The sequence below is a fragment of the Paenibacillus sp. MAEPY2 genome (genome assembly GCF_000499205.1).
Taxonomy (GTDB): domain Bacteria; phylum Bacillota; class Bacilli; order Paenibacillales; family Paenibacillaceae; genus Paenibacillus; species Paenibacillus vandeheii.
The window spans coordinates 14906-37223 of record NZ_AWUK01000034.1 but is presented as its reverse complement, the minus strand read 5'-3'; the positions used below and the strand labels follow the sequence as shown (position 1 = coordinate 37223).

Here is a 22318-nt window from a genome sequence, read left to right as displayed (position 1 = left end):
TCTTCCAATTCTATACAATGGTAATATTGAAGACTACTGGAAAAAATTAATGGGTTGTTGAGCCTCAGGGGGATATGTGGTGCGAACATGCTGAGAATGCTGAAGAAGATGGACGGGGTTATTTTGTTTGTGTTGCTGCTGCTTATGGTTATGAGTGTATTTACGGTGTACAGTGCCATCCAGTCCGATCCGAAACTTGGGAATCATCATATCAAAACCTTGCTGTTTTACGGGATTGGATTCGTAGCCATCATTGGTATTGGATTGGTCAATTATAAACTGTATATCCAATATGCATTTTATATTTACGGTGTGGGGATCATCCTGCTGATTCTTGTCAATTTTGTTGGCGGACCTATCAATAATGCGAATGGCTGGATAAAGATTAATGAATATCTTTCTTTTCAACCGGCAGAGTTGTTCAAAATGATCCTGATTCTGTTTCTGGCGCATGTATTGGTCAAAAGAAAAAATTCTACGCTTCGTTTCTGGAAAGACATCGTGCCTATTGGTTTATGGACGTTCGTTCCCTTTGCACTCGTAATGATTCAGAATGACCTGGGCAACGCCCTCGGATACATCGTGATTCTGGTTGCTGTGTTATGGATTGGGAATATCAAGCTGTCGCACGCACTAATTGCTCTTGCCATAGTGGGAATAACCTTTTTTGGATTTGTCAAAGCATATACGTCGTATCACGATGAGATTTTCACCTTTCTGAAAAAGGCGAACCGGGAGCATTGGGCCGAGCGAATTGATCCCTGGCTTGTACCGGATAAAGCAACGTCGAAGGCCTCCTGGCATACGAAAAACGCCGGTCTTGCCATAGGATCGGGAGGCATAACAGGCAAAGGTTACATGCAGGGCACATCCGTCCAATCGGGGCGTGTACCGTATACATATTCGGATTCCATTTTTGTGGTTATTGCTGAGGAGTTTGGTTTTGTAGGCGGCTCTGTTCTGCTCTTACTGTATTTTATCCTCATCCATCGTATGGTGTTAATCGCCTTCCACTGTAGAGATCGGGCAGGACCTGTGGTGATTGTAGGTATTATCGGCATGCTGTTATATCAGGTGTTTGAAAATATTGGTGCTTTCCTCGGACTGATGCCGCTTACGGGCATTACACTGCCGTTTATAAGCTACGGAGGAACCTCATTGCTCATTAATATGGCATGTATCGGGCTTGTGATGAGCATTAAATTGTATGGTCAGGAAGACGAGGACGAGCTTTTTATGGGAGAACAGAAACCTACCTTACTGGAACGCTTATGGAGGTTGGTCAAAAAGGAAAAGACAACAGCGTAACTTTGAACTTTGGTATGGTTCAACTCTGCTATGAATATCCATCATCTCATTCAGAGGTTGTTGGAGTATGTTATGGAGCCGTATATGATTTGTTTGCTATCCGATCTTTGCCTGCGCAGCTAGGTGAAGGTCTTTTTTTGTTTTAAAAGCATGGTAATCTTTGAATTTTATATGAATACCAAATTTAATTTTTATTGACAAATATTTCAATTCTATATTATCCTAATTTTAACTAGATTTAAAACGTATTTTAACAGACCCTTAACCCTGTACGACAGACAGTAATAAATACGTTAACTATGGGTATCAAACAACTCCCCCACCCAGCACTCAGTCATGCTAAGTCGAATGTATTCGTCATTCGTGGTGTACTCTTCCCTAAATCATCAGAATAAGTCAGCTTAACTGGAGATTCCTATATTCCTTACACCTCCCAGGTCAATGTTCAACAATCAATAATTCAGTCTTATCATAGCTTGTTTGCTATTCTACAAAATCTATTGGTTCTGTGTAGAACATCCGATGGCTCTTTTATTCTTCAAAATTGAAATCGATTTCAATCTAAATGTAAACGCTTACTTACGTTTTGGTTCTCTCTGATTTGAAGCAGAAAGGATGAGAAGCTATGTGCGTTAACACGTACAGGTATGGAAGCACAGCGGCGTTGATGAAGGAAGAGGTGAGAATTGCAGGGCGCGGCCCTCCTGTGAAGTGGGATACAGTCATAGGCCACGCTGCTGAATATAAAAATTTAAACCCCGAAGGAGCGTTCGAAAATGAATATTAATCGAGTTGGTAAGGCCCCATCGATCATAAAAGTGTTCATGCTCTTGTTTTTATCTTTTGCATTAATAGCTTCAACGATTGTCATTGGTCCTGCCAAGAAGGCAGGGGCTGCTCCACTCCCGAAGAAAATCATTGCTTATGTGGCGGGGTGGGCCAATTGGACCGCGAATGATATCAAGGCAGAGCAGCTCTCTCATATCAATTACTCCTTCGCGCTAATCTCCAACGGCAAAGCGACGATTACCAATACAGATCGTACCAAACTGCAGCTCATGGTTGGATTAAAATCCAGAAACCCTGATCTGAAGGTGTTATTGTCTGTCGGTGGCTGGGGAGCTAACGGTTTCTCTGACGCCGCGCTAACAGATGCCTCACGTACAACGTTTGCCGACAGTATTGTGCAACTGGTAACCTCCAATAATCTGGATGGCGTCGATCTGGATTGGGAATATCCTACTAACCCTGCTGCCGGTACAACTGCAAGACCACAAGATAAACAAAATTTCACACAACTGCTCTCGAAGGTTCGTGAGAAGCTGAATGCTCAAGGACAAATTAATGGAAAGCAATATCTGCTGACCATTGCCGCCGGAGCGAGCAGCAGTTATCTGAACGGTGTGGAAATCAATAATATCACGCCATTGCTGGACTGGATTAATCTGATGACTTACGATTTTCATGGAACCTGGGACGCAACGACAGGTCATCATACGAACTTGTCCGGTAGAGATATTAGTGTAACGTCTGCGGTCAATCTGTTCAGAAACAGCGGTGTTCCCGCGAACAAGCTGGTCATTGGCGGAGCCTTTTACGGCCGGGCCTGGACCGGTGTGCAGAATTCGAATAATGGTCTGGACAGGCCTGGTTCCGGTGGATTTGAACCTGATTACAACACCATTGTCAGCCAATATTTGAATAAAAACGGATATACACGGTATTGGGACAGCAGTGCCCAAGCCCCATATCTGTTTAATGGGAATACCTTTATCTCCTATGACGACCCGCAATCGCTTAGCCTGAAGGTACAATATGTGAAAAACAGCAATCTGGGTGGTATCATGTTCTGGGAGTACAGCAATGACCGATCTGGTGCGCTGCTTCAGGCCGTATATTCAGAGGTTACAGGTGGTGGTTCGGTGCAGCCGCCAAATCCAAGCGGGTACGCGTATTTGGTTGCACAAGCGAATCAGCAAATTGTCTCTGCCGAGAATCAGGGCAATGACCAGCTTGTCGCCAATCGGACAACGGCAGGAGACTGGGAGCTTTTTGAATGGATCACGAACTCCGATGGAACGGTGTCCCTCAAGTCCAAAATCAATAATAAATATGTCACAGCAGATGTTAACGTGGGTGGTGCTCTGATCGCCAAAGCCACAACCATTCAGCAATGGGAGAAGTTCAATCGTGTGGATTTGGGTGATGGAACAATCGCATTGCAAGCCCTCGCCAATAACTTGTATGTGACCTGTGATCTGAATAATGAAGGTAAGCTTGTAGCGAGCCGCAATTCGGTTGGCGGGGCATGGGAAGCTTTTCGGGTGAATAAGTAACTGAGAAGCAAGAGCTCCATGCAGCAAGCCAAGTTGATAACAAGAGGGTAGGCTAGAATTGAGATGGATCAAGGAAGTGCCAGCCGACAAGTGTTCCATGGGCAGGCGCTTCTTTGATTTTCGTCAGACATAAGGTGTGCTAACGGTCCTTTCGTTTTAAGTCTGTCCATCCTATTTAAATTTTAGTAGATTTGTAATCTAGCAGGTTTACTTCTGTCTCTTCCGGGCATACTGATAGACATGAGAGAGTTACAGGGGCCGAGGGGGAGAACGGAATGAGCAGAAGAATCGTGAAACAAATTGGACTTATTATTGTATGTCTTATGATGATCATAATGATGTGGGAAGGTCAGAAAACCGATGCAGCTGTGGCGGCCACAGCAATTCCGGAACAATCCATTCGCTTGCGTATTCTCGCAAACTCGGATGCAGCGGGGGATCAGCTGGTCAAACGCGAGATTCGTGACGCGGTCGTTGCTCAGATGGGTGAGTGGGTAACTGAACTGGAGAATCCGCAAAGCCTGGATGAAGCACGTGGGGTCATTCGTCAGCATTTATCTGAAATCGAGGATCGTGTGGGAGAAGAGCTTGCCAATCGTGGCTTAACCTATTCGTATCAGGTGGAACTCGGGGTTGTTCCGTTTCCAACCAAATTATATGGGGGTACCGTATATCCTGCTGGAGATTACGAAGCGGTACGGATAACACTGGGTAAAGGTGGAGGACAAAACTGGTGGTGTGTGCTGTTTCCACCGTTATGCTTCATAGATGCAGGCACAGGTGATGCACTTGCAAAGCCTGCAACAGCATCTGCAGCTGCCGCAGAGCCTGGGGATGCACAAGCATCTGTACAGGCAGCTACACCGGAAGCGCGTTTCTTCCTGTGGGATATGGCGGTCAAATTGTGGGACTGGGTAACGGGATTGTTTGCATAACATGCTGCTAGACATAGGCTTTATCAGGGGGGCTTCGATTCAGGGAAGTGCCCTTTTGCTTTATTATGGTTCGAGTCAAAAACCACTTGATGTTAATCGCAAGATAGAATTCTGACTCCATCCTCGGACAGAGCAGATATGTTATAATTACAGGAATCAGCAATTTAAGCGAAGAAGGCAGCGCGCAAGCGCGTTTTCTTGCATTAACTACCCTACTGAAGTTTAGGAATGATGGATATATGACTAGAGAGAACGAACAATTGCATCAGTCTTTCATGAATGACATGGAGAAAGATGGAAGTATAGAGAGTATGGTTACGACCATGTGGGACGTCAATGTACTGGTAACCAAGGAGAACACGGAAGATGCGGCCAAAGGAAGTGCATATAAACAGGCCCTCGCTGACTTGCAGGATGCCGCAGCCTGTCTTCGTCAAGGGCAGACCGTAGCCTTCCCGACCGAGACGGTATACGGTCTGGGCGCAGACGCTCGCAGCACAGCAGCGGTGGAGGCTGTATTTGCGGCCAAGGGGCGGCCTTCAGACAATCCGCTGATTGTGCATATTGCACAGCGTGACCAGCTGGATTCACTGGTCACGGAAGTGAATGGCACAGCGGAGGCCCTCATGGCGGCCTTCTGGCCGGGGCCGCTTACGCTTGTGCTGCCGGTTAGGCCAGGGGCGGTATCCCCGCGGGTTACCGCCGGTTTGGATACGGTGGCCGTGCGTATGCCGGATCATCCGGTGGCCTTGCAGTTGATCGCGGCGGCGGAATGCCCAGTCGCCGCGCCGAGCGCCAACCGCTCCGGGCGGCCAAGCCCGACACTCGCCGCGCATGTGAGCGAGGATCTGGCAGGCCGCATCGGCGGCATCGTGGACGGCGGCCCCACCGGGGTGGGCGTCGAGTCCACGGTGGTGCAGGTCGGTGACGACGGTACCGTCACCATCCTGCGCCCTGGCGGCATTACGGCGGAACAGCTGTCCGCCGTTGCCGCCCGTGTCGCCACGGACCCGGCGCTGCTCGCCGAGGGGCCCGGTGGCGATGACAGCCCGGCGCCGCGCTCGCCGGGCATGAAGTACACGCACTACGCGCCCACAGGTGCGCTGTGCGTGGTGGAGGGACCGCCCGCAGCGGTGGCGGCCTGGATCAGCGCCGCTCTCGCAGAGGCGGCGCAGCGCGGGGAGCGCACCGCAGTGCTGGCGTTCGCCGAGCACGCGGAGCAGTACCGCGCCGATGCCGTGCTCTCGCTGGGCGAAGCCAGCGAGCTGGAGGAAGCAGCGCGCCGGCTGTACGCCGCGCTGCGCAGCTGCGATGAGCAGGGAGCCACATATATTGTGGCTGAAGCCTGCTCACGCGAAGGGCTGGGAGCAGCCGTCATGAACCGGCTGCTCAAGGCGGCAGGTCACCGACTCATACAGGTCGGTAACCGATAGCCCCCTTTTCCACGGCTTCGTCAGGCATTTATTTTCTTCTCCCTCTACACACCACGACCAGCAATCTCTTTTTTTGAATGCCAGGAATGCAAAAAATCTCCTCAGGTCATGTTTAGGTCCTTGTCCGCATATGGTGTACAAGAACCTTTACGTGACTTGGGGGTATGGGGATGTGGGATGTGTCTGCCCATGTAGGGCAGTTGGTAACCATTTTGATCATGGCAGTCGCACTCGGACTCGACGCGTTCTCACTCGGCATCGGGATTGGCATGAAGGGCATTCGTCTGAGAGACGTATTGCGAATCAGTACCGTAACGGCCCTGTTTCACATCATCATGCCGCTCATCGGCATGTATACGGGCAAATACGTCAGTTCCCTGCTTGGTGACATTACGACGTATGCAGCTGGCGGTTTGCTGGTCCTGCTCGGTGCCCATATGATTTTGAACGCTTTCCGGGAGGGAGACACCAAACTGGTGGATCATCGCTCTCTGCTCGGTGTGATTCTATTCTCTCTGAGTGTCAGTGTAGATTCGTTCTCCGTTGGAGTCTCGCTCGGCATGTTCAGCAGTGATTTGGTGTTAACAGTGCTGGCTTTTGGCGTATGCGGTGGATTAATGTCCGTTATGGGTCTGCTGTTGGGACGGCGTGTGAGCCAGAACATGGGGGATTATGGAGAAGCGGTCGGCGGAGCAATCTTGCTCGCTTTCGGACTTTTGTTTATATTTTAAAATATAACGTTAACTATAATTACAGCCTAGTGCAGTCTTCAATATATAGGTATGAGGTTCATTGGATCAGATGGAGTTTCAACATGATTCGACAACATTTGCAAAATGGGGAGGCTAACCACAATGAAACATATTTTGTTTGTATGTACAGGGAATACTTGCCGCAGCCCCATGGCGGAGGGACTTTTACGTAAACTGGCGTCTGAGCGGGGCATTCAAGTGGACGTTCGTTCCGCAGGTGTAGCCGCAACAACGGGCATGCCGATTTCCCGTCATGCGGAGGCCGTATTAAGGGATCACAACGTGGAGGGACCACCTCATTCGACGCTTCTTAGCGCGAACCTGGTTGGCTGGGCCGATCTGATTCTCACATTGACACGCAGTCATAAACAGCATGTCATACAGGTTTTTCCTGACTCGGTTCACAAGACATATACTTTGAAAGAATACGTGGAAAATGACGAGCAAGTCCTGAATGATCTTCAGGAATTGGACGGCCTGTTCGCGACATTGGAGATGAAACGTGCGCTCGGTCAGGAGATTTTGGCATCTGAACGTGAGCGGGCGATCGAGATTAGGCAGCGCATTCCGAGCTTTGACATTTCGGACCCGTTTGGCGGCAGTCGCGACGATTACAACATTGCCGCGGCAGAGATTCGGACCGCGCTCGACAGACTTTTGGACAAGTTGGAGTAATTGGAAGCCTTATTAAAACGGACATGGGATGTAAATTAGTCGTTGATTTTAAACGCAGGTTGTTTTATGATGAATGGGAAAACAGGGATCCGGTGTAACTGGCGACGAAGTGGGCACAACCACAATGGAGCACCGGAACAAACGGCCGGTCGCCTGGGCAAAAGAGCAATTCTGCGTTACCCGCAGACTGCTCTTTTTTTCGTCTTTCATCTGATTATTCGCTATAATAGTACCTGAAATGCCATGCAAGAATACGAAAGGCAGCCAAGAGGAAGCCGGGCATGATTTTATCGGGAGGCGATAGGATGACTATTGAATTAGATTCGGAACAACCCGGATTGCATGAACAGACTGCATCCATACTGCGTGAACTGGCGCTTGCCGGCCAGCTTGGACCTGGACAGATTGTTGTGATCGGTACAAGTACAAGTGAAGTCGCAGGCAAACGGATTGGTACAAGCGGTGCAGTTGAAGTGGCGCAGCAGCTTCTTGCGGGTATACGCGAGGTGCAGCAGGAGTTCGGTTTTGAAGTTGTATTCCAATGCTGTGAGCATCTGAACCGCGCACTGGTTATGGAGCGTTCTCTGCTTACACGACTTGGATTGACTGAAGTGGGTGCAGTACCTGTGCCCAAAGCAGGTGGTTCCATGGCATCCGCAGCATATCGCTCGCTGACCGATCCATGCTTGGCTGAACATGTGCAGGCCCATGCGGGACTGGATATTGGCGAGACGATGATTGGCATGCACTTGCGGCATGTGGCAGTACCTTTCCGTACAGCCCTCCGCTACATTGGTGATGCCCGTGTAACTACAGCGTTGACCCGTCCCAAGTTGATTGGTGGCGAGCGCGCAGTGTATCGCATGGAAGAGCAACCGGATTCGACATTTTGTGACTAATTTTTATTCAACCAATTCACTTATAAACTGGGAGGAATTTAATCATGGAACAATTGCGCAAGAATGACCCGGCAGTACTGGAAGCGATGAATCTTGAACTGAAACGTCAACAGAACAACATCGAGCTGATCGCATCCGAGAACATCGTAAGCGAAGCAGTTATCGAGGCACTTGGATCTGTACTTACGAACAAATACGCTGAAGGCTATCCAGGCAAACGTTACTACGGTGGTTGTGAACATGTCGATATCGTTGAGGACATTGCACGTGACCGTGCCAAAGAACTGTTTGGAGCAGAACATGTCAATGTTCAACCTCACTCCGGTGCACAAGCGAACATGGCAGTATATCTCGCGGCTTTGAAACCAGGTGACACTGTACTGGGCATGAACCTTGCGCATGGCGGACACCTCACACATGGTAGCCCGGTTAATGCTTCCGGCTTGCTGTACAATTTCGTGGCTTATGGTGTACAAGAAGATACGTTCCTGATTGATTACGATGAAGTGCGCAAAGCCGCATTCAAACATCGTCCTCGCATGATCGTTGCAGGTGCAAGTGCATATCCGCGTATCATTGATTTTGAAAAGCTTGCTTCCATCGCCAATGATGTAGGGGCTTTGTTTATGGTGGATATGGCTCATATTGCAGGACTGGTAGCTGCCGGATTGCATCCAAGCCCGGTTCCACATGCGCATTTCGTAACAACAACAACACACAAAACGCTGCGTGGACCTCGTGGTGGTATGATTCTGTGCCGCAAAGCATGGGCAGCAGCGATTGATAAAGCGGTATTCCCGGGTTCCCAAGGCGGACCTCTGATGCACGTGATTGCTTCCAAAGCGGTAGCCTTCGGTGAAGCACTGCAACCTTCGTTCAAAACATATGCACAAAATGTGGTGAAAAATGCACAGGTGCTGGCTGAAACGTTGATTGCTGAAGGATTGAACATCGTATCCGGTGGTACAGACAACCACTTGATGCTGATCGACACACGCAGCGTGAATATCACAGGTAAGGAAGCTGAGCATGTACTTGATTCCATCGGTATTACCGTGAACAAAAATGCCATTCCGTTTGATCCGACCAGCCCGTTTGTAACAAGTGGTATCCGGATCGGTACACCTGCGGCGACTTCCCGTGGTATGAACGAAGAAGCGATGGTGGCAATTGGTAAGATTATTGCCAAAACATTGAAAAACCCTAAAGATGCAGCGAAATTGGACGAAGCCCGTGCGGAAGTGACTGCACTGACAGACCAATTCCCACTCTACACTGACCTTAAATACTAAAAAAACTTGCACGTGCTGCTTGTATTTGAGGTGTTCTTAATGTAAACACCACTCAGACGGAGCAGACAGAATGAAGACGGAGAAGCGTAGCGTTCGCCTTTATCCCCGGATTTTCCCCTTAATAAGGGGGTCCAAAAAAATCCGGGGATAACAGCGATCGAAGGGTCATTCTGTTTGCGGAGCATCGCTGTGTTTACATGCATTTGATCATCTCAACGACATAACATCACGAGCAAACAGGACCGGAAGACTCATTTTTCCGGTCCTATTTTTGTAGGATTCGGTTTTCTGTAATGATTAGGTGCCCTTTGATGGTGTAATTCGGTGTGGGTGATGATATAATATACAGGATTTATCGGGGCCTATGAATGATGATTAGGCATATTTGGTAATGCTGAACATGAAGAACATACCGGAGGGACAAATTAGATGGGAAAATTAGTAATATGTGATCACCCTTTGATTCAACACAAACTGACGTTTATACGCGATATGCGTACGAATACGAAAGATTTTCGTGAATTGGTGGATGAAGTAGCAACGTTGATGGCTTACGAGATTACAAGAGACGTTGAGCTGGAGACGATCGATGTACAGACTCCTGTAGCTGCAACACAAGGTAAAGTTATTTCTGGACGTATGCTCGGACTGGTACCAATTCTGCGCGCAGGACTCGGCATGCTGGATGGTGTTGTAAAATTGTTGCCAGCTGCAAAAGTTGGACATGTTGGTCTGTTCCGTGACCCGGAAACACTGCAACCGGTAGAATATTACACTAAGCTGCCTACAGACGTAACTGAGCGTCAACTGATTGTCATCGATCCGATGCTGGCAACGGGTGGTTCTGCCATTGCTGCTATTGACGTGCTCAAAAAACGCGGCTGCACACAAATCAAAATGATGAATCTGGTTGCAGCTCCTGAAGGAGTAAAAGCCGTTCAGGAAGCTCATCCGGATGTAGACATCTACGTCGCTGCGCTGGATGATCGTCTGGATGATCACGGCTATATCGTTCCCGGACTGGGAGATGCAGGAGACCGTCTGTACGGCACTAAATAAGCATATTGCATGCTGAATAGAAAAGGGGCTTTGCTTCAATGTCCAAGAAAATTAAAGTCATGACGATATTCGGGGTACGCCCGGAAGCCATCAAGATGGCTCCGCTTATTTTGGAACTGCAGAAACATCCCGAATCTATTGAATCGATCGTTTGCGTTACTGCACAGCATCGTCAGATGCTGGATCAGGTTCTTGAGGTATTCGATATTCATCCGGACTACGATCTCGATGTGATGAAAGACCGCCAGACGCTGAATGAAATTACGATTCGTGTGCTGGGAGGTCTGGAGCCGGTTTTGCGTGAAGCAAAGCCGGATATCGTATTGGTTCACGGGGATACGCTGACAACGTTTGTAGCCAGCTATGCTGCGTTCCTGCAACAGATCCAGGTGGGGCATGTGGAAGCGGGCCTCCGGACGTGGAACAAGCTCTCTCCATACCCGGAAGAAATGAACCGTCAGTTAACCGGGGTGCTTGCTGATTTGCATTTTGCGCCTACGGACTGGTCGTCTTCCAACCTTGCCAAAGAAAATAAACCGGAGTCTAGTACGTATGTCACAGGCAATACGGTAACAGATGTGTTTCAATATACAGTACGGCAGGATTACACACATCCGGTACTCGATTGGGCACAGGGCAAGCGTCTTGTGTTGATGACAGCTCACCGCCGTGAATCCCAAGGCGAGCCTCACCGTAACATTTTCCAGGCTGTCAAACGGATTGCCGACGAGTTTGAGGATATTGCCATCGTGTACCCGGTGCATCCAAGTCCTGCTGTGAAGGAGCCGGCTCACGCGATTTTGGGGAATCACCCCCGTATTCAACTTATTGATCCACTAGACGTGGTGGATTTGCATAACTTTTACCCGCATACGCACTTGATTCTGACAGATTCAGGCGGTTTGCAGGAAGAAGCACCTTCGTTTGGTGTGCCTGTTCTCGTCCTGCGGGATACAACGGAGCGTCCGGAGGGAATCGAGGCTGGAACACTGGAGCTGGTGGGTACCGAAGAGGAACGTGTATATGAGCGGACCAGAGCTCTGCTTACAGACGAAACACTGTATGCAAGCATGAGTCAAGCTGCCAATCCTTATGGTGATGGACATGCTTCGGAAAGAATTGTCAATGCGATTTTGCATCATTTTGGTGTGAATAGTGAACGTCCGGAATCATTTCACAGAAAATTCAAAAAATAATTCATTTTTTCTGACGGATTTATAAAGGGTACAGCATACAGTTAAACTGTACGGTTTACGCGGGTTTATGGGCTCTGGGGGCCTGTAATCCCGTCGTTTTCCCCTTTAAAACACTAAAATCATTCAATTGACAAAGGCTCTCATCATTCAGTAAAATTAACTGGGATTGCAAGGGTGGCGTGGAAAATGGCCGATTCGAACAAACCAAATTCATCCCGTAACCATGATGATAATGTGTGGAAGGCAATGGGGCTCGTGACAGCTTTTGGAATCGAGATTGCCATTCTCGCTGTTGCCGGATATTACGCTGGCTCCTGGTTGGACAAGACCATCGGAGGTAACGGAATATGGATCGCCGTAAGCGTTCTCTTTTTCTTGGCGGCGGGCGGTGTAAGCATCTACTTTATCGCGAAAAAATTCATGGGGGAAAGTGATGAGTGAACTAACCAGATACCGCAGAATGATGACTGTTTTCATCATGTACTTTCTTATGATTTGTTTTCTCGCTGCGGCCTTTATGCCACGTGTGGAGACAATTGCTTTGGGACTGGCCCTGGGTACAGGAATTAGTTGGATCAATGCATTTTACCTGGGCTACAAAGTAAGGAAAATGTCGGATGATGCGGCAGAAGGTAACTTGAAGCGTGTGAACCTGGGATTTTTGACAAGAGCGGCACTCGCAGTGCTCGGTATCTTCATATCGATGCGCTTTCCGCAGTACTTCAATACATATGCGGTTGCAGGCGGTCTGGTCCTTGCACAATTTTCCTTACTGATTATAGGGATCGTCTATTCCCGCAAAGCAGAATGATGTTAGGTGCTGCAGCTTTCAAGTCGAGAAAGGGGTGAGAAAAATATGCATGAAGCTCCAATTATTATGCTTGGCGGATTTCGACTGGATCTATCGGTTCTGTTGATGCTGGTTGTAACAGGTGCACTTGTTTTTATTTTTGCTGTACTGGCAACACGGAGATTATCCGTTGAAAATCCCGGCAAGCTGCAAAATTTTATGGAGTGGGCAGTAGAATTCGTCCGCAATCTGATTTCCAGCACGATGGACATGAAGAAAGGGAAACATTTTATCTCTCTCGCTCTTTCCATGATTATGTTCATTTTTGTAGGCAACATGCTCGGCCTTCCGTTTCAGGCGGTAACCGCGGTGGATAGCGCAGAACATGCGCAGGTGTTTGGTCAACCGATTGTTACGGCAGTGGACGCGTTTGAAGAAGCGCATGCCAAGGACCCTGAAGCACACCCGCACGTTGAGCTGGCCTGGTGGAAATCACCGACAGCTGACTTGTCTGTAACGATGGGATTGGCACTTGTAGCATTCCTGGTGTCTCATGGACTGGGATTGTTCCGTAACACAAGAGGATATCTGCAACATTATCTTAAACCGTTCGCCTTGTTCTTGCCGATCAACCTGATTGAGACGGCATCCAAGCTGCTAACACACGGAATGCGTTTGTTCGCGAATATTTTCGCGGGCGAGGTACTGATTACAACGATCCTGAAGCTGACCACATTCAAAGTGTTTGGTGCCATTGCAGCGATTCCGTTGCTTATGGTGTGGCAGGGCTTTAGTATCTTTATCGGCGCAATCCAGGCATTTGTTTTTGTAATCTTGATGATGGTGTACATTTCACAAAGCATCGAGACGCATGACGAACATTAAGTTTCAAGCCCTACGAAGATTTCTTCACCAGGCTGAACAATAAAAAATTCGATTTAACATTTTAAGGAGGATATACAAATGGGAGCAATGGCATTAATCGCAGCAGCAATTGTTGCAGGACTGGGCGCGTTTGGCGCAGGTATTGGTAACGGTATGGTAATCAGCAAAACGGTGGAAGGGATTGCCCGTCAACCGGAAGCAAAATCCACTCTTCAAACAACAATGTTTATCGGTGTAGGTCTGATCGAGGTATTGCCGATCATCGGTGTGGTATTGGCGTTCATGTTCTACGGTATGGCTTAATTAAATCGATACAGGTTTGGCGGGGAAGGCCATAGCCATCCGCGCCTTCTTTTTAGGTAATGTCCGTTCTAACGGATGACGTTTCAAGGATACCTCCAGGAAGGAGTGAACAGATTGAGTTTCGTATGGGAAAATACGCTTCTTGCGATTATTGCATTTGCAATTTTATATTGGCTGCTTAGCCGTTATGCTTTCGGGCCATTGTTCTCCATTATGGAAAAACGTCGTGAACTCGTGATGACGCAGATGAATGAGGCTGCTCAGACTCGGGAACAGGCCATTGCCTATGTGGAGGAACAAAAACAAGCTCTGGAGCAAGCGCGCAAAGATGCTTACGACATTATTGAACAGTCCAAACAAACGGGCGGCAAACAAGCCGAATCGATCCTGGCTGATGCGAAAGCAGAAGCTAATCGTCTCAAAGACGATGCTGTACGTGAGATCGAGAGTGAGAAGAACAAAGCGGTCGCAGCGCTTCGCAGCGAACTGGGTACAGCTTCCGTTCAAATCGCTTCCAAATTGATCAAAAAAGAAGTTGAGAACGGTCCAGCACAAGAGGAACTTGTGAACCAATACCTCAATGAGGTAGGAGGCCGACAATGAGCCGCGATACGATTGTTGCCAAGCGTTATGCGAAAGCATTGTTCGAAGTTGCTCTTCAGCAACAGCAGGTACTTGAAGTTGAACAGGAACTGCGTGCGGTTGTTAGTGCATTGACTGGGGATGTCGAGATCGAGAAGTTCATCGTATCACCCAACATCTCAGACGAAGCCAAGCAGAATGTGCTTCATTCAAGCCTTGATGGCAAGGTATCCGAGTCTGTCCTTCGCACCGTTCTGCTGTTGATTGAGCGCGGACGCGTTGAATTGCTGGAAGCTTTGCTGAATGATTATCTGAAGATCCAAGGCGAGTCGCTCGGCATAGCTGATGCGCGCGTCTACTCGACTTATGCATTGAATGATGAAGAAAAAGAAGCGGTAGCCCGTGAATTCGGTGGCCGTGTGAATAAAAAGATTCGTATCGAGAATATTGTTGATCCGACTCTGCTGGGCGGATTGAAGGTCGCCATTGGCGATACGATCTATGACGGCAGCTTGGCTGGCAAGCTCGAACGTCTTGAGCAGTCTTTTAACAGACGAGTACAGTAGATTGGGGTGAGGACACTTGAGTATCAAACCAGAAGAAATCAGTACATTAATTAAGAGCCAAATCGAACAATACAAGACCGATATCGATGTAGTCGAAGTCGGGACGGTTATTGAAGTCGGTGACGGTATCGCTCGTGTATACGGACTTGAGAACGTTATGTCCAATGAGTTGGTTGAATTCCCAAGCGGTGTTATGGGACTCGCCATGAACGTGGAAGAGAGCAATGTCGGTGTCGTTATCCTGGGACCTTACTATGATATTCGTGAAGGCGACCAAGTAAAACGTACCGGTCAAATCATGCAAGTGCCGGTTGGCGAAGCATTGATTGGACGCGTTGTTAATCCGCTCGGTATTCCAGTGGATGGCAAAGGGCCAATCGCAACAACGGAATTCCGTCCGGTTGAAGGTAAAGCACCAGGCGTAATGGATCGTAAATCGGTTCATGAGCCGATGCAAACAGGAATCAAAGCGATTGATGCCATGGTTCCAATCGGTCGTGGACAACGTGAGTTGATTATCGGTGACCGTCAAACAGGTAAAACATCGATCGCGATTGATGCCATCCTGAACCAAAAAGGCAGCGGCATGAAATGTATCTATGTTGCTATCGGACAAAAACAATCTACAGTTGCACAAGTTGTGGAAACTCTTCGTCGTAAAGGCGCTATGGAGTACACGATTGTTGTAACTGCGGCAGCATCCGACCCATCACCGCTCTTGTACATCGCACCGTATTCTGGTTGTTCGATGGGTGAGTACTTTATGTACAAAGGTGAGCACGTTCTGGTCATTTATGATGACTTGACCAAACAAGCTTCCGCATACCGTGAGCTCTCCTTGCTGCTTCGTCGTCCTCCGGGCCGTGAAGCATACCCAGGTGACGTTTTCTATCTGCACTCCCGTTTGCTGGAGCGTGCTGCGAAGCTGAATGATGAACTTGGTGGTGGTTCTTTAACCGCACTGCCGTTTATTGAAACACAAGCTTCCGACGTATCTGCATACATCCCGACGAACGTAATCTCCATCACGGACGGACAAATCTTCCTTGAAGCTGACCTGTTCAATGCTGGACAACGTCCTGCGATCAACGTAGGTATTTCCGTATCCCGGGTTGGTGGTTCTGCTCAGATCAAAGCGATGAAAAAGGTTGCAGGTTCCCTGCGTCTCGACCTCGCTCAATATCGTGAGCTTCAAGCGTTCTCCCAGTTCGGTTCCGATCTGGACAAAGCGACTCAGGCCCGCCTGAATCGTGGTGCTCGTATGATGGAAATCCTGAAGCAGGGTGTAAACCAGCCTCTGCCTGTAGAACAACAGGTAGTCAGCTTGTACACAGCGGTTAAAGGATTCCTGGATGAAATTCCTACAGGTGATGTGACTCGTTTTGAGCACGAATTCCTCGCGTTCATGGAGAGCAGCCATCCTGAGATTCTTCAATCCATCCGTGATACCAAAGAATTGACTGCAGACAATGAGAATGCGCTGAAGGGTGCTATCGAGAAGTTCAGAAAGAGCTTTGCTGTCTCCGTCTAAATAGATGATATGCAGCTGCGGAGTTGTCTAACCGATTCCGCATGTCTGCATGCAAAACTTTGACGCTGTCCAAGTTTTGATAGGCTTACGAAGTAACTTTGACGTTGTCAAAGTAGGGTTGTGCTTACGATGTAGTTTTGACTTCGTCAAAACTAGTGAATGCTTACGAAGTAACTTTGACGTTGTCAAAGTTTTGAGGTGGTGAAATCATGGCAAAAGGCATGCGCGAAATAAAGCGGCAAATTAAAAGCGTACAAAGCACCAAGCAGATCACCAAAGCAATGGAGATGGTAGCTGCCGCTAAACTGCGTAAAGCGCAGGAGAAAGCTGAGGCAGCCCGTCCTTATTCGGAGAAACTGAAAGAAGTTGTGGCTAGTATTGCTTCAAGCACGCAAGGTATTCAGCATCCGATGCTGGAGAGCCGTCCGGTTAAAAAGACAGCGTATCTGATCATTACATCGGACCGCGGCCTTGCGGGCGGATACAATGCCAACGTTTTGCGTCAGGTCAATCTGACGCTCAAAGAGCGCCACAATTCTCAGGATGACTACGAATTATTCGTCATTGGGCGTAAAGGACGCGATTATTTCAGACGGCGCGAAATTGCGATGGCATCCGTTACAACGGATCTATCCGATTCACCAGCATTTGCAGATATCAAATCCATTGCACACGAGGCTGTTCAAGGGTTTGAGCTGGCTAAATTTGATGAGTTGTACATTTGTTATAACCGCTTTGTGAATGCGTTGACCCAGATTCCTACGGTAGAGCGCCTTCTTCCGATGGAGACACCTGAGGTAACTGCTGCGGAAGGACCGACGGCAAGCTACGAATATGAGCCTTCAGCAGAAGCTGTACTGGAAGTTTTGCTACCTCGTTATGCGGAAACGCTGATCTATGGTGCACTTCTGAACGGTAAGGCGAGTGAGCTGGGAGCGAAAATGACGGCGATGGGTAATGCAACCAAAAATGCATCCAAACTCATTAACGACTTGTCATTGACGTATAACCGTGCCCGTCAAGCGGCGATTACGCAGGAGATTACGGAAATTGTGGCAGGTGCCAACGCAGCACAAGGCTAACCGTTTTTTATTAATGAAGGCTTGCAGTGCAGAGATAAGAGAGAACGGAACATTATTTCTGCAAAACTAGCAGGCTTGTAGGAGGGGAACGTTAAGATGAACAAAGGACGCGTTGTGAGCATCATGGGTCCGGTTGTTGACGTCGAGTTTGATCGCGGCGGTCTGCCGGAAATCCTCAATGCCATTACGATCACTACAGTAAGCGAAAGCGGCGTAAGTGTGAATCTTACACTCGAAGCTTCAAAGCATCTGGGTGACAACCGGGTACGTTGTATCGCGATGTCCTCCACGGATGGACTCGTTCGTGGTATGGAAGCCGTAGACACAGGAGCTCCAATCTCTGTACCAGTCGGGGAAGCGACACTGGGTCGTGTATTTAACGTACTCGGCGAAGCTATTGATACTGGCGGCACTGTAGCTGCTGCACATAAAAATCCGATTCACCGCTCGGCTCCTGCATTTGATGAACTGACTACCCAGGCTGAAATGCTGGAGACAGGAATTAAAGTTATCGACTTGCTGGCTCCTTACGCCAAAGGTGGTAAAATCGGTCTCTTCGGTGGTGCCGGTGTAGGTAAAACCGTAACGATCCAGGAGTTGATCAACAACATCGCACAAGAGCACGGTGGTATCTCCGTATTCGCAGGTGTTGGTGAGCGTACACGTGAAGGTAATGACTTGTATCACGAGATGAGTGATTCCGGCGTTATCAACAAAACAGCAATGGTCTTCGGACAAATGAACGAGCCTCCAGGCGCACGTCTTCGTGTAGCCCTCACAGGTCTGACCATGGCGGAATACTTCCGTGATGAAGAAGGCCGTGACGTGTTGCTCTTTATCGATAACATCTTCCGTTTCACCCAAGCAGGTTCAGAAGTATCTGCCTTGCTCGGACGTATGCCTTCCGCAGTAGGTTACCAACCAACGCTGGCAACGGAAATGGGTCAACTGCAAGAACGGATCACTTCGACTAAAAAAGGTTCTGTAACGTCCATCCAGGCCATCTACGTGCCTGCGGATGACTATACTGACCCTGCTCCAGCAACGACGTTTGCCCACTTGGATGCAACGACGAACCTGGAACGTAAAATTTCCGAGATGGGTATCTACCCTGCGGTAGATCCGCTGGCATCCAGCTCCCGGATCTTGTCCCCTGAAGTTGTAGGCGAAGAACATTACAACGTAGCTCAAGGCGTTAAACGCATCTTGGCTCGTTATAATGAGTTGCAGGACATTATTGCGATTCTGGGTATGGACGAGCTGAGTGAAGAAGACAGAGCGCTCGTTTACCGTGCTCGTAAGATTCAACGTTTCTTGTCCCAGCCATTCCACGTTGCTGAAGCATTTAACGGTATTCCGGGTAAATACGTTCCGGTTAAAGAAACGGTGCGCAGCTTTAAAGAAATTCTCGAAGGCAAGCACGACGATCTTCCGGAAGCAGCTTTCCTCTTCGTGGGTACGATTGAAGAGGCAGTGGAGAAAGCCAAAACACTGGTATAATCTGAATCCAGGATTGTCCTTATGAAGCGAGCTATCGGATAGTTTCAGGAGGGATGGAATTGAGCACCTTTTTGTTGGAAATTGTAACGCCTGAGCGTCTGGTATATTCAGAACAAGTGGATAGTATCACAGCTCGTGGCATTGAAGGGGAGCTGGGCATTCTGCCAGGCCATATCCTTATGGTTACACCTTTGCAAATCGCACCAATCTATATCAAAAACGGAAAAGAGAATAAACGCGTCGCTATTGGTGGCGGGTTTATCGAAGTCCGTAAAGATAAGGTTGTTGTCCTCGCAGAAAGTGCCGAGTTCCCGGAACATATCGATGTGGACCGTGCGCGTGCGGCGAAAGAGCGGGCAGAACGCCGTCTTGGCAGCCAAAGCAATCAGGACCATTTTGATCACCGCCGGGCAGAGATTGCTCTGCAAAAAGCGGTTAACCGGATCAACGTATACGGCAAATAAACTGTTCATTGGAGCCTGGCGGCTTAGTCTGCCGGGCTTTTTTGAGTTTTCAGAGCGTCATCTTTTCCAGTTACAGTAAAATATATGGACGAAATCTTCAGCTGAAGCACGAAATTTAACGGTAAATAAAGTTAATTGTATTCACCGTCTATGGGCAGTTGAATAGAATGTAGGACTAAAGTCGTGGCGATAATGATCACTGTTGGAACCATTTTTAACGACGAAATTCCAAATTATTTCCGAGGAAATGACAGGATCGATATCGAAATAACGCTCTTTTATGTCGTTTTAGTCACAAAATCCCGGCATTTTGAATTTAAAATATGATCTAAGTGGAAATCAATGTAATTGACAATGTATGATGAAAGAGCCTATATTCCATAGAGTCAGCAGATGCAGGAAGCTGCGTTGATGAATTCCATAGTCATTCACAGCCAGATTGTTGCTGCTCCATGATTGGGCATCCAGATTTCCTGCATAGCAGGAGTAAGTCCGACAGTAAGCTCAGTATGTTGTGTTCAAGTCATTCCATTGTTCTAACAAGTTATGAATGTCAGGCATAATTATGCTGATCGCTGCAACAAATGTGGAGGTAATGAATATATGGATACTGACCTGACGAATCAGTTGAACCAGACATTAAGTACGAATGGCTTAGTCTCAATTATCGTCTCTCTTTTATGTATAGCGTTGGCGTGGTGGGCTTTGCAGAATCTCAAGCTGGATTTAATTATCAGGCAGCCACGAGGAGCACAGGGAAGACTGTTACACTTATTGTTGGCCATTATACTTGGGCATGCGGTTTCAGGTTTTGTCATTGACTATTTGTCATGGACACAAATGTTGCGCAATTTGTTTTAATGTCGAGATGGTTGGTTAATCATCTGTTAGGTTCTTCAAGCAGTTCAATGTCGAATAACATCGATTAATTGTGTTAACAATTAGAGTATGAGCTGTCGGCAAAGAAATTAAGTAAAAAGTGTGACGTGTAATTGGATGAATTTGAGATGTTTTATTTAAAAATGCTTGTATCGTACAATTCAACAATGTTATGATGGAAGTTAGGGAATTCACAATTGTTCACTTATTTTGTGGTTATAAACGGGATATCCGGTTGAATCCGGCTAATAATCATCCCAATCTGTCTGTTCAGATGCTTGCTGGCCTGTAGGCATTACATTTACAAGTCGGAAGGCATCATGCAATGCACGTGGTATCATCGATATGGATTATAAACCAATTCTTTTCTGAATAGACATCAAGGGCATTATTTGCCAGGTTATGTCGAAATTCCACACACAGCAACAGTCTTTTCTATTACAGAAGGGCTCACGTATTCCGGAATGAAGAAAAGGGAATAAAAGCGCGGAGGGAACCATGATGAGCAAATTTATCGTCCGCGGTGGCAAAAGGTTGACCGGAAGTGTCAAAGTTAGCGGCGCTAAAAATTCTGTTCTTCCGATCATCGCTGCCTCTCTCTTAGGGGAAGAAGGACAAAGCGTTATTATTGACGCTCCTCCTCTAGACGATGTGATGACGATTAACAAGGTGTTGGAATCGCTGGGAGCGGGTGTTACATACCGGGACGAAGTGATTACCGTAAATGCGGAGAAACTTACTTCCTGTGAGGCACCGTATGAATGGGTAAGTAAAATGCGGGCGTCTTTTCTGGTCATGGGGCCATTGTTGACGCGTATGGGTCATACAAGAATTTCACTTCCTGGTGGATGTGCCATCGGTACACGGCCAATTGATCAGCATTTGAAAGGTTTTGAAGCCATGGGCGCTGAGATCAGCTTGGGCCAAGGCTATATAGAAGCTCGCAGCCAAGGACGGTTGCGTGGCGCGAAAATTTATCTGGATGTGGCTTCCGTTGGTGCCACTCAAAATATTATGATGGCTGCAACATTGGCTGAAGGTGTAACTGTTCTGGAGAACGCGGCAAAAGAGCCAGAGATTGTGGATCTTGCCAATTTCCTGAATGGAATGGGTGCCAAAGTGCGTGGTGCCGGAACAGGAGTCATCCGCATCGAAGGTGTGGAGAAACTGTCTGGTGTGAAGCACACGGTAATTCCGGATCGGGTTGAAGCAGGTACCTACATGGCTGCTGCTGCAATCTCCGGTGGCGATGTGTATATCGAAGGTGCGATTTCAGACCATTTGGGTTCTGTTATTGCGAAGATGGAAGAGATGGGGGTAACGATTCATCCTGACGAGAATGGCGTTCGCGTTATTGCGGATCGTCCGCTCAAGGCTGTGGATGTGAAAACATTACCATACCCAGGCTTCCCTACCGATATGCAATCCCAGATGATGGCACTCTTGCTTGCCTCTGAGGGAACCAGTGTTGTGACAGAGACTGTTTTTGAAAATCGCTTCATGCATGTGGATGAATTCCAGTTGATGAATGCGGAGATCAAAGTTGAAGGACGTTCGTCCATCATCACGGGTAATGCCAAGCTGAAGGGTGCCAAAGTAACAGCTACCGATTTGCGTGCGGGTGCCGCACTCATTATTGCGGGTCTTGTTGCCGAAGGTACAACAGAAGTAGGCGGTGTTCATCACATCGACCGTGGCTACGTCCATCTCGCTGAGAAGCTTAACGGACTCGGAGCCGACATTTATCGTATTTCGGTGGAAGAGCCTAAGCTGGATGCAGTTAAAGCATCGAACGAAAAAGTCGGGGAAGAAGTACCGATGTTCAAAGTACAACCGACCTGGGCTTAACGT

The 22318-nt window shown here is 48.0% G+C and carries 23 protein-coding genes and 1 riboswitch; all 23 genes read left to right on the top strand.

Translation table 11 applies throughout. The annotated features are described in order from the left end of the window. The first annotated feature begins 87 nt into the window (after window positions 1–87). The 23 genes from P364_RS0124755 (at window position 88) to murA (ending at window position 22315) form a co-directional block, all read left to right on the top strand. Window positions 88–1308, top strand: a complete 1221-nt coding sequence (locus tag P364_RS0124755) for an FtsW/RodA/SpoVE family cell cycle protein (RefSeq protein WP_024632733.1) — start codon at window positions 88–90, stop codon at window positions 1306–1308. Between the two features lie 625 nt (window positions 1309–1933). Further along, complete coding sequence (locus P364_RS37630) at window positions 1934–2095, top strand: hypothetical protein (protein WP_161634229.1); 162 nt, start codon at window positions 1934–1936, stop codon at window positions 2093–2095. After that, on the top strand, window positions 2085–3644 hold the full coding sequence (locus tag P364_RS36650) for a glycosyl hydrolase family 18 protein (RefSeq protein WP_024632732.1): 1560 nt from the start codon (window positions 2085–2087) through the stop codon (window positions 3642–3644). The genes P364_RS37630 and P364_RS36650 overlap by 11 nt, the downstream gene beginning before the upstream one ends. A 275-nt stretch (window positions 3645–3919) precedes the next feature. After that, window positions 3920–4579 carry a stage II sporulation protein R gene (gene spoIIR / locus P364_RS0124735; protein WP_024632731.1) on the top strand — a complete coding sequence of 220 codons (660 nt, stop codon included), beginning with the start codon at window positions 3920–3922 and terminating at the stop codon, window positions 4577–4579. A 239-nt stretch (window positions 4580–4818) separates the two neighbouring features. Next, a complete protein-coding gene (locus P364_RS0124730) occupies window positions 4819–6012 on the top strand; it encodes an L-threonylcarbamoyladenylate synthase (RefSeq protein WP_024632730.1) in 1194 nt (397 codons plus the stop codon). Between the two features lie 170 nt (window positions 6013–6182). Next, complete coding sequence (locus P364_RS0124725; protein ID WP_024632729.1) at window positions 6183–6743, top strand: manganese efflux pump MntP; 561 nt, start codon at window positions 6183–6185, stop codon at window positions 6741–6743. Between the two features lie 123 nt (window positions 6744–6866). Continuing rightward, complete coding sequence (locus P364_RS0124720; RefSeq protein WP_024632728.1) at window positions 6867–7439, top strand: low molecular weight protein arginine phosphatase; 573 nt, start codon at window positions 6867–6869, stop codon at window positions 7437–7439. A gap of 84 nt (window positions 7440–7523) precedes the next feature. Further along, window positions 7524–7605: riboswitch (ZMP/ZTP riboswitch) on the top strand. Window positions 7606–7744: 139 nt separating this feature from the next. Next, entirely contained in the window at window positions 7745–8338 is a 594-nt protein-coding gene (locus tag P364_RS0124715; RefSeq protein ID WP_024632727.1) for a TIGR01440 family protein, read from the top strand. A 44-nt stretch (window positions 8339–8382) separates the two neighbouring features. After that, window positions 8383–9630 carry a serine hydroxymethyltransferase gene (gene glyA, locus P364_RS0124710; RefSeq protein WP_024632726.1) on the top strand — a complete coding sequence of 416 codons (1248 nt, stop codon included), beginning with the start codon at window positions 8383–8385 and terminating at the stop codon, window positions 9628–9630. Window positions 9631–10059: 429 nt separating this feature from the next. Further along, on the top strand, window positions 10060–10689 hold the full coding sequence (gene upp, locus P364_RS0124705) for a uracil phosphoribosyltransferase (RefSeq protein ID WP_024632725.1): 630 nt from the start codon (window positions 10060–10062) through the stop codon (window positions 10687–10689). A 38-nt stretch (window positions 10690–10727) separates the two neighbouring features. Beyond that, window positions 10728–11885 carry a non-hydrolyzing UDP-N-acetylglucosamine 2-epimerase gene (wecB, locus tag P364_RS0124700; protein ID WP_024632724.1) on the top strand — a complete coding sequence of 386 codons (1158 nt, stop codon included), beginning with the start codon at window positions 10728–10730 and terminating at the stop codon, window positions 11883–11885. 186 nt (window positions 11886–12071) lie between these two features. After that, window positions 12072–12326, top strand: a complete 255-nt coding sequence (locus P364_RS0124695) for an AtpZ/AtpI family protein (RefSeq protein WP_024632723.1) — start codon at window positions 12072–12074, stop codon at window positions 12324–12326. Beyond that, the gene (locus tag P364_RS0124690) at window positions 12319–12696 is read left to right on the top strand and encodes an ATP synthase subunit I (RefSeq protein ID WP_024632722.1); all 378 of its coding nucleotides are present in this window, start codon (window positions 12319–12321) and stop codon (window positions 12694–12696) included. Before P364_RS0124695 ends, P364_RS0124690 begins: the two co-directional genes overlap by 8 nt. A gap of 45 nt (window positions 12697–12741) precedes the next feature. Further along, complete coding sequence (gene atpB, locus P364_RS0124685; RefSeq protein ID WP_024632721.1) at window positions 12742–13560, top strand: F0F1 ATP synthase subunit A; 819 nt, start codon at window positions 12742–12744, stop codon at window positions 13558–13560. 78 nt (window positions 13561–13638) lie between these two features. Then, window positions 13639–13863 (top strand): F0F1 ATP synthase subunit C, encoded by a 225-nt coding sequence (atpE, locus tag P364_RS0124680; RefSeq protein ID WP_017691934.1) that lies wholly within the window; start codon window positions 13639–13641, stop codon window positions 13861–13863. A gap of 114 nt (window positions 13864–13977) precedes the next feature. Continuing rightward, complete coding sequence (atpF, locus tag P364_RS0124675; protein ID WP_024632720.1) at window positions 13978–14466, top strand: F0F1 ATP synthase subunit B; 489 nt, start codon at window positions 13978–13980, stop codon at window positions 14464–14466. Further along, window positions 14463–15011, top strand: a complete 549-nt coding sequence (locus P364_RS0124670; RefSeq protein WP_024632719.1) for a F0F1 ATP synthase subunit delta — start codon at window positions 14463–14465, stop codon at window positions 15009–15011. Before atpF ends, P364_RS0124670 begins: the two co-directional genes overlap by 4 nt. A 16-nt stretch (window positions 15012–15027) precedes the next feature. Further along, window positions 15028–16542, top strand: coding sequence for a F0F1 ATP synthase subunit alpha (gene atpA, locus P364_RS0124665; RefSeq protein WP_024632718.1), 1515 nt, complete (start codon window positions 15028–15030; stop codon window positions 16540–16542). Between the two features lie 209 nt (window positions 16543–16751). Continuing rightward, window positions 16752–17624, top strand: a complete 873-nt coding sequence (atpG, locus tag P364_RS0124660) for an ATP synthase F1 subunit gamma (protein ID WP_024632717.1) — start codon at window positions 16752–16754, stop codon at window positions 17622–17624. A gap of 96 nt (window positions 17625–17720) precedes the next feature. Next, window positions 17721–19124 (top strand): F0F1 ATP synthase subunit beta, encoded by a 1404-nt coding sequence (atpD, locus tag P364_RS0124655; RefSeq protein WP_024632716.1) that lies wholly within the window; start codon window positions 17721–17723, stop codon window positions 19122–19124. 59 nt (window positions 19125–19183) lie between these two features. Continuing rightward, on the top strand, window positions 19184–19588 hold the full coding sequence (locus P364_RS0124650; protein ID WP_024632715.1) for a F0F1 ATP synthase subunit epsilon: 405 nt from the start codon (window positions 19184–19186) through the stop codon (window positions 19586–19588). Window positions 19589–20191: 603 nt separating this feature from the next. After that, window positions 20192–20449: a DUF1146 family protein gene (locus P364_RS0124645; RefSeq protein ID WP_024632714.1), complete on the top strand. Its 258-nt coding sequence runs from the start codon at window positions 20192–20194 to the stop codon at window positions 20447–20449. A 519-nt stretch (window positions 20450–20968) separates the two neighbouring features. Next, window positions 20969–22315 (top strand): UDP-N-acetylglucosamine 1-carboxyvinyltransferase, encoded by a 1347-nt coding sequence (gene murA / locus P364_RS0124640; protein WP_024632713.1) that lies wholly within the window; start codon window positions 20969–20971, stop codon window positions 22313–22315. The last annotated feature ends 3 nt before the right edge of the window (window positions 22316–22318 follow it).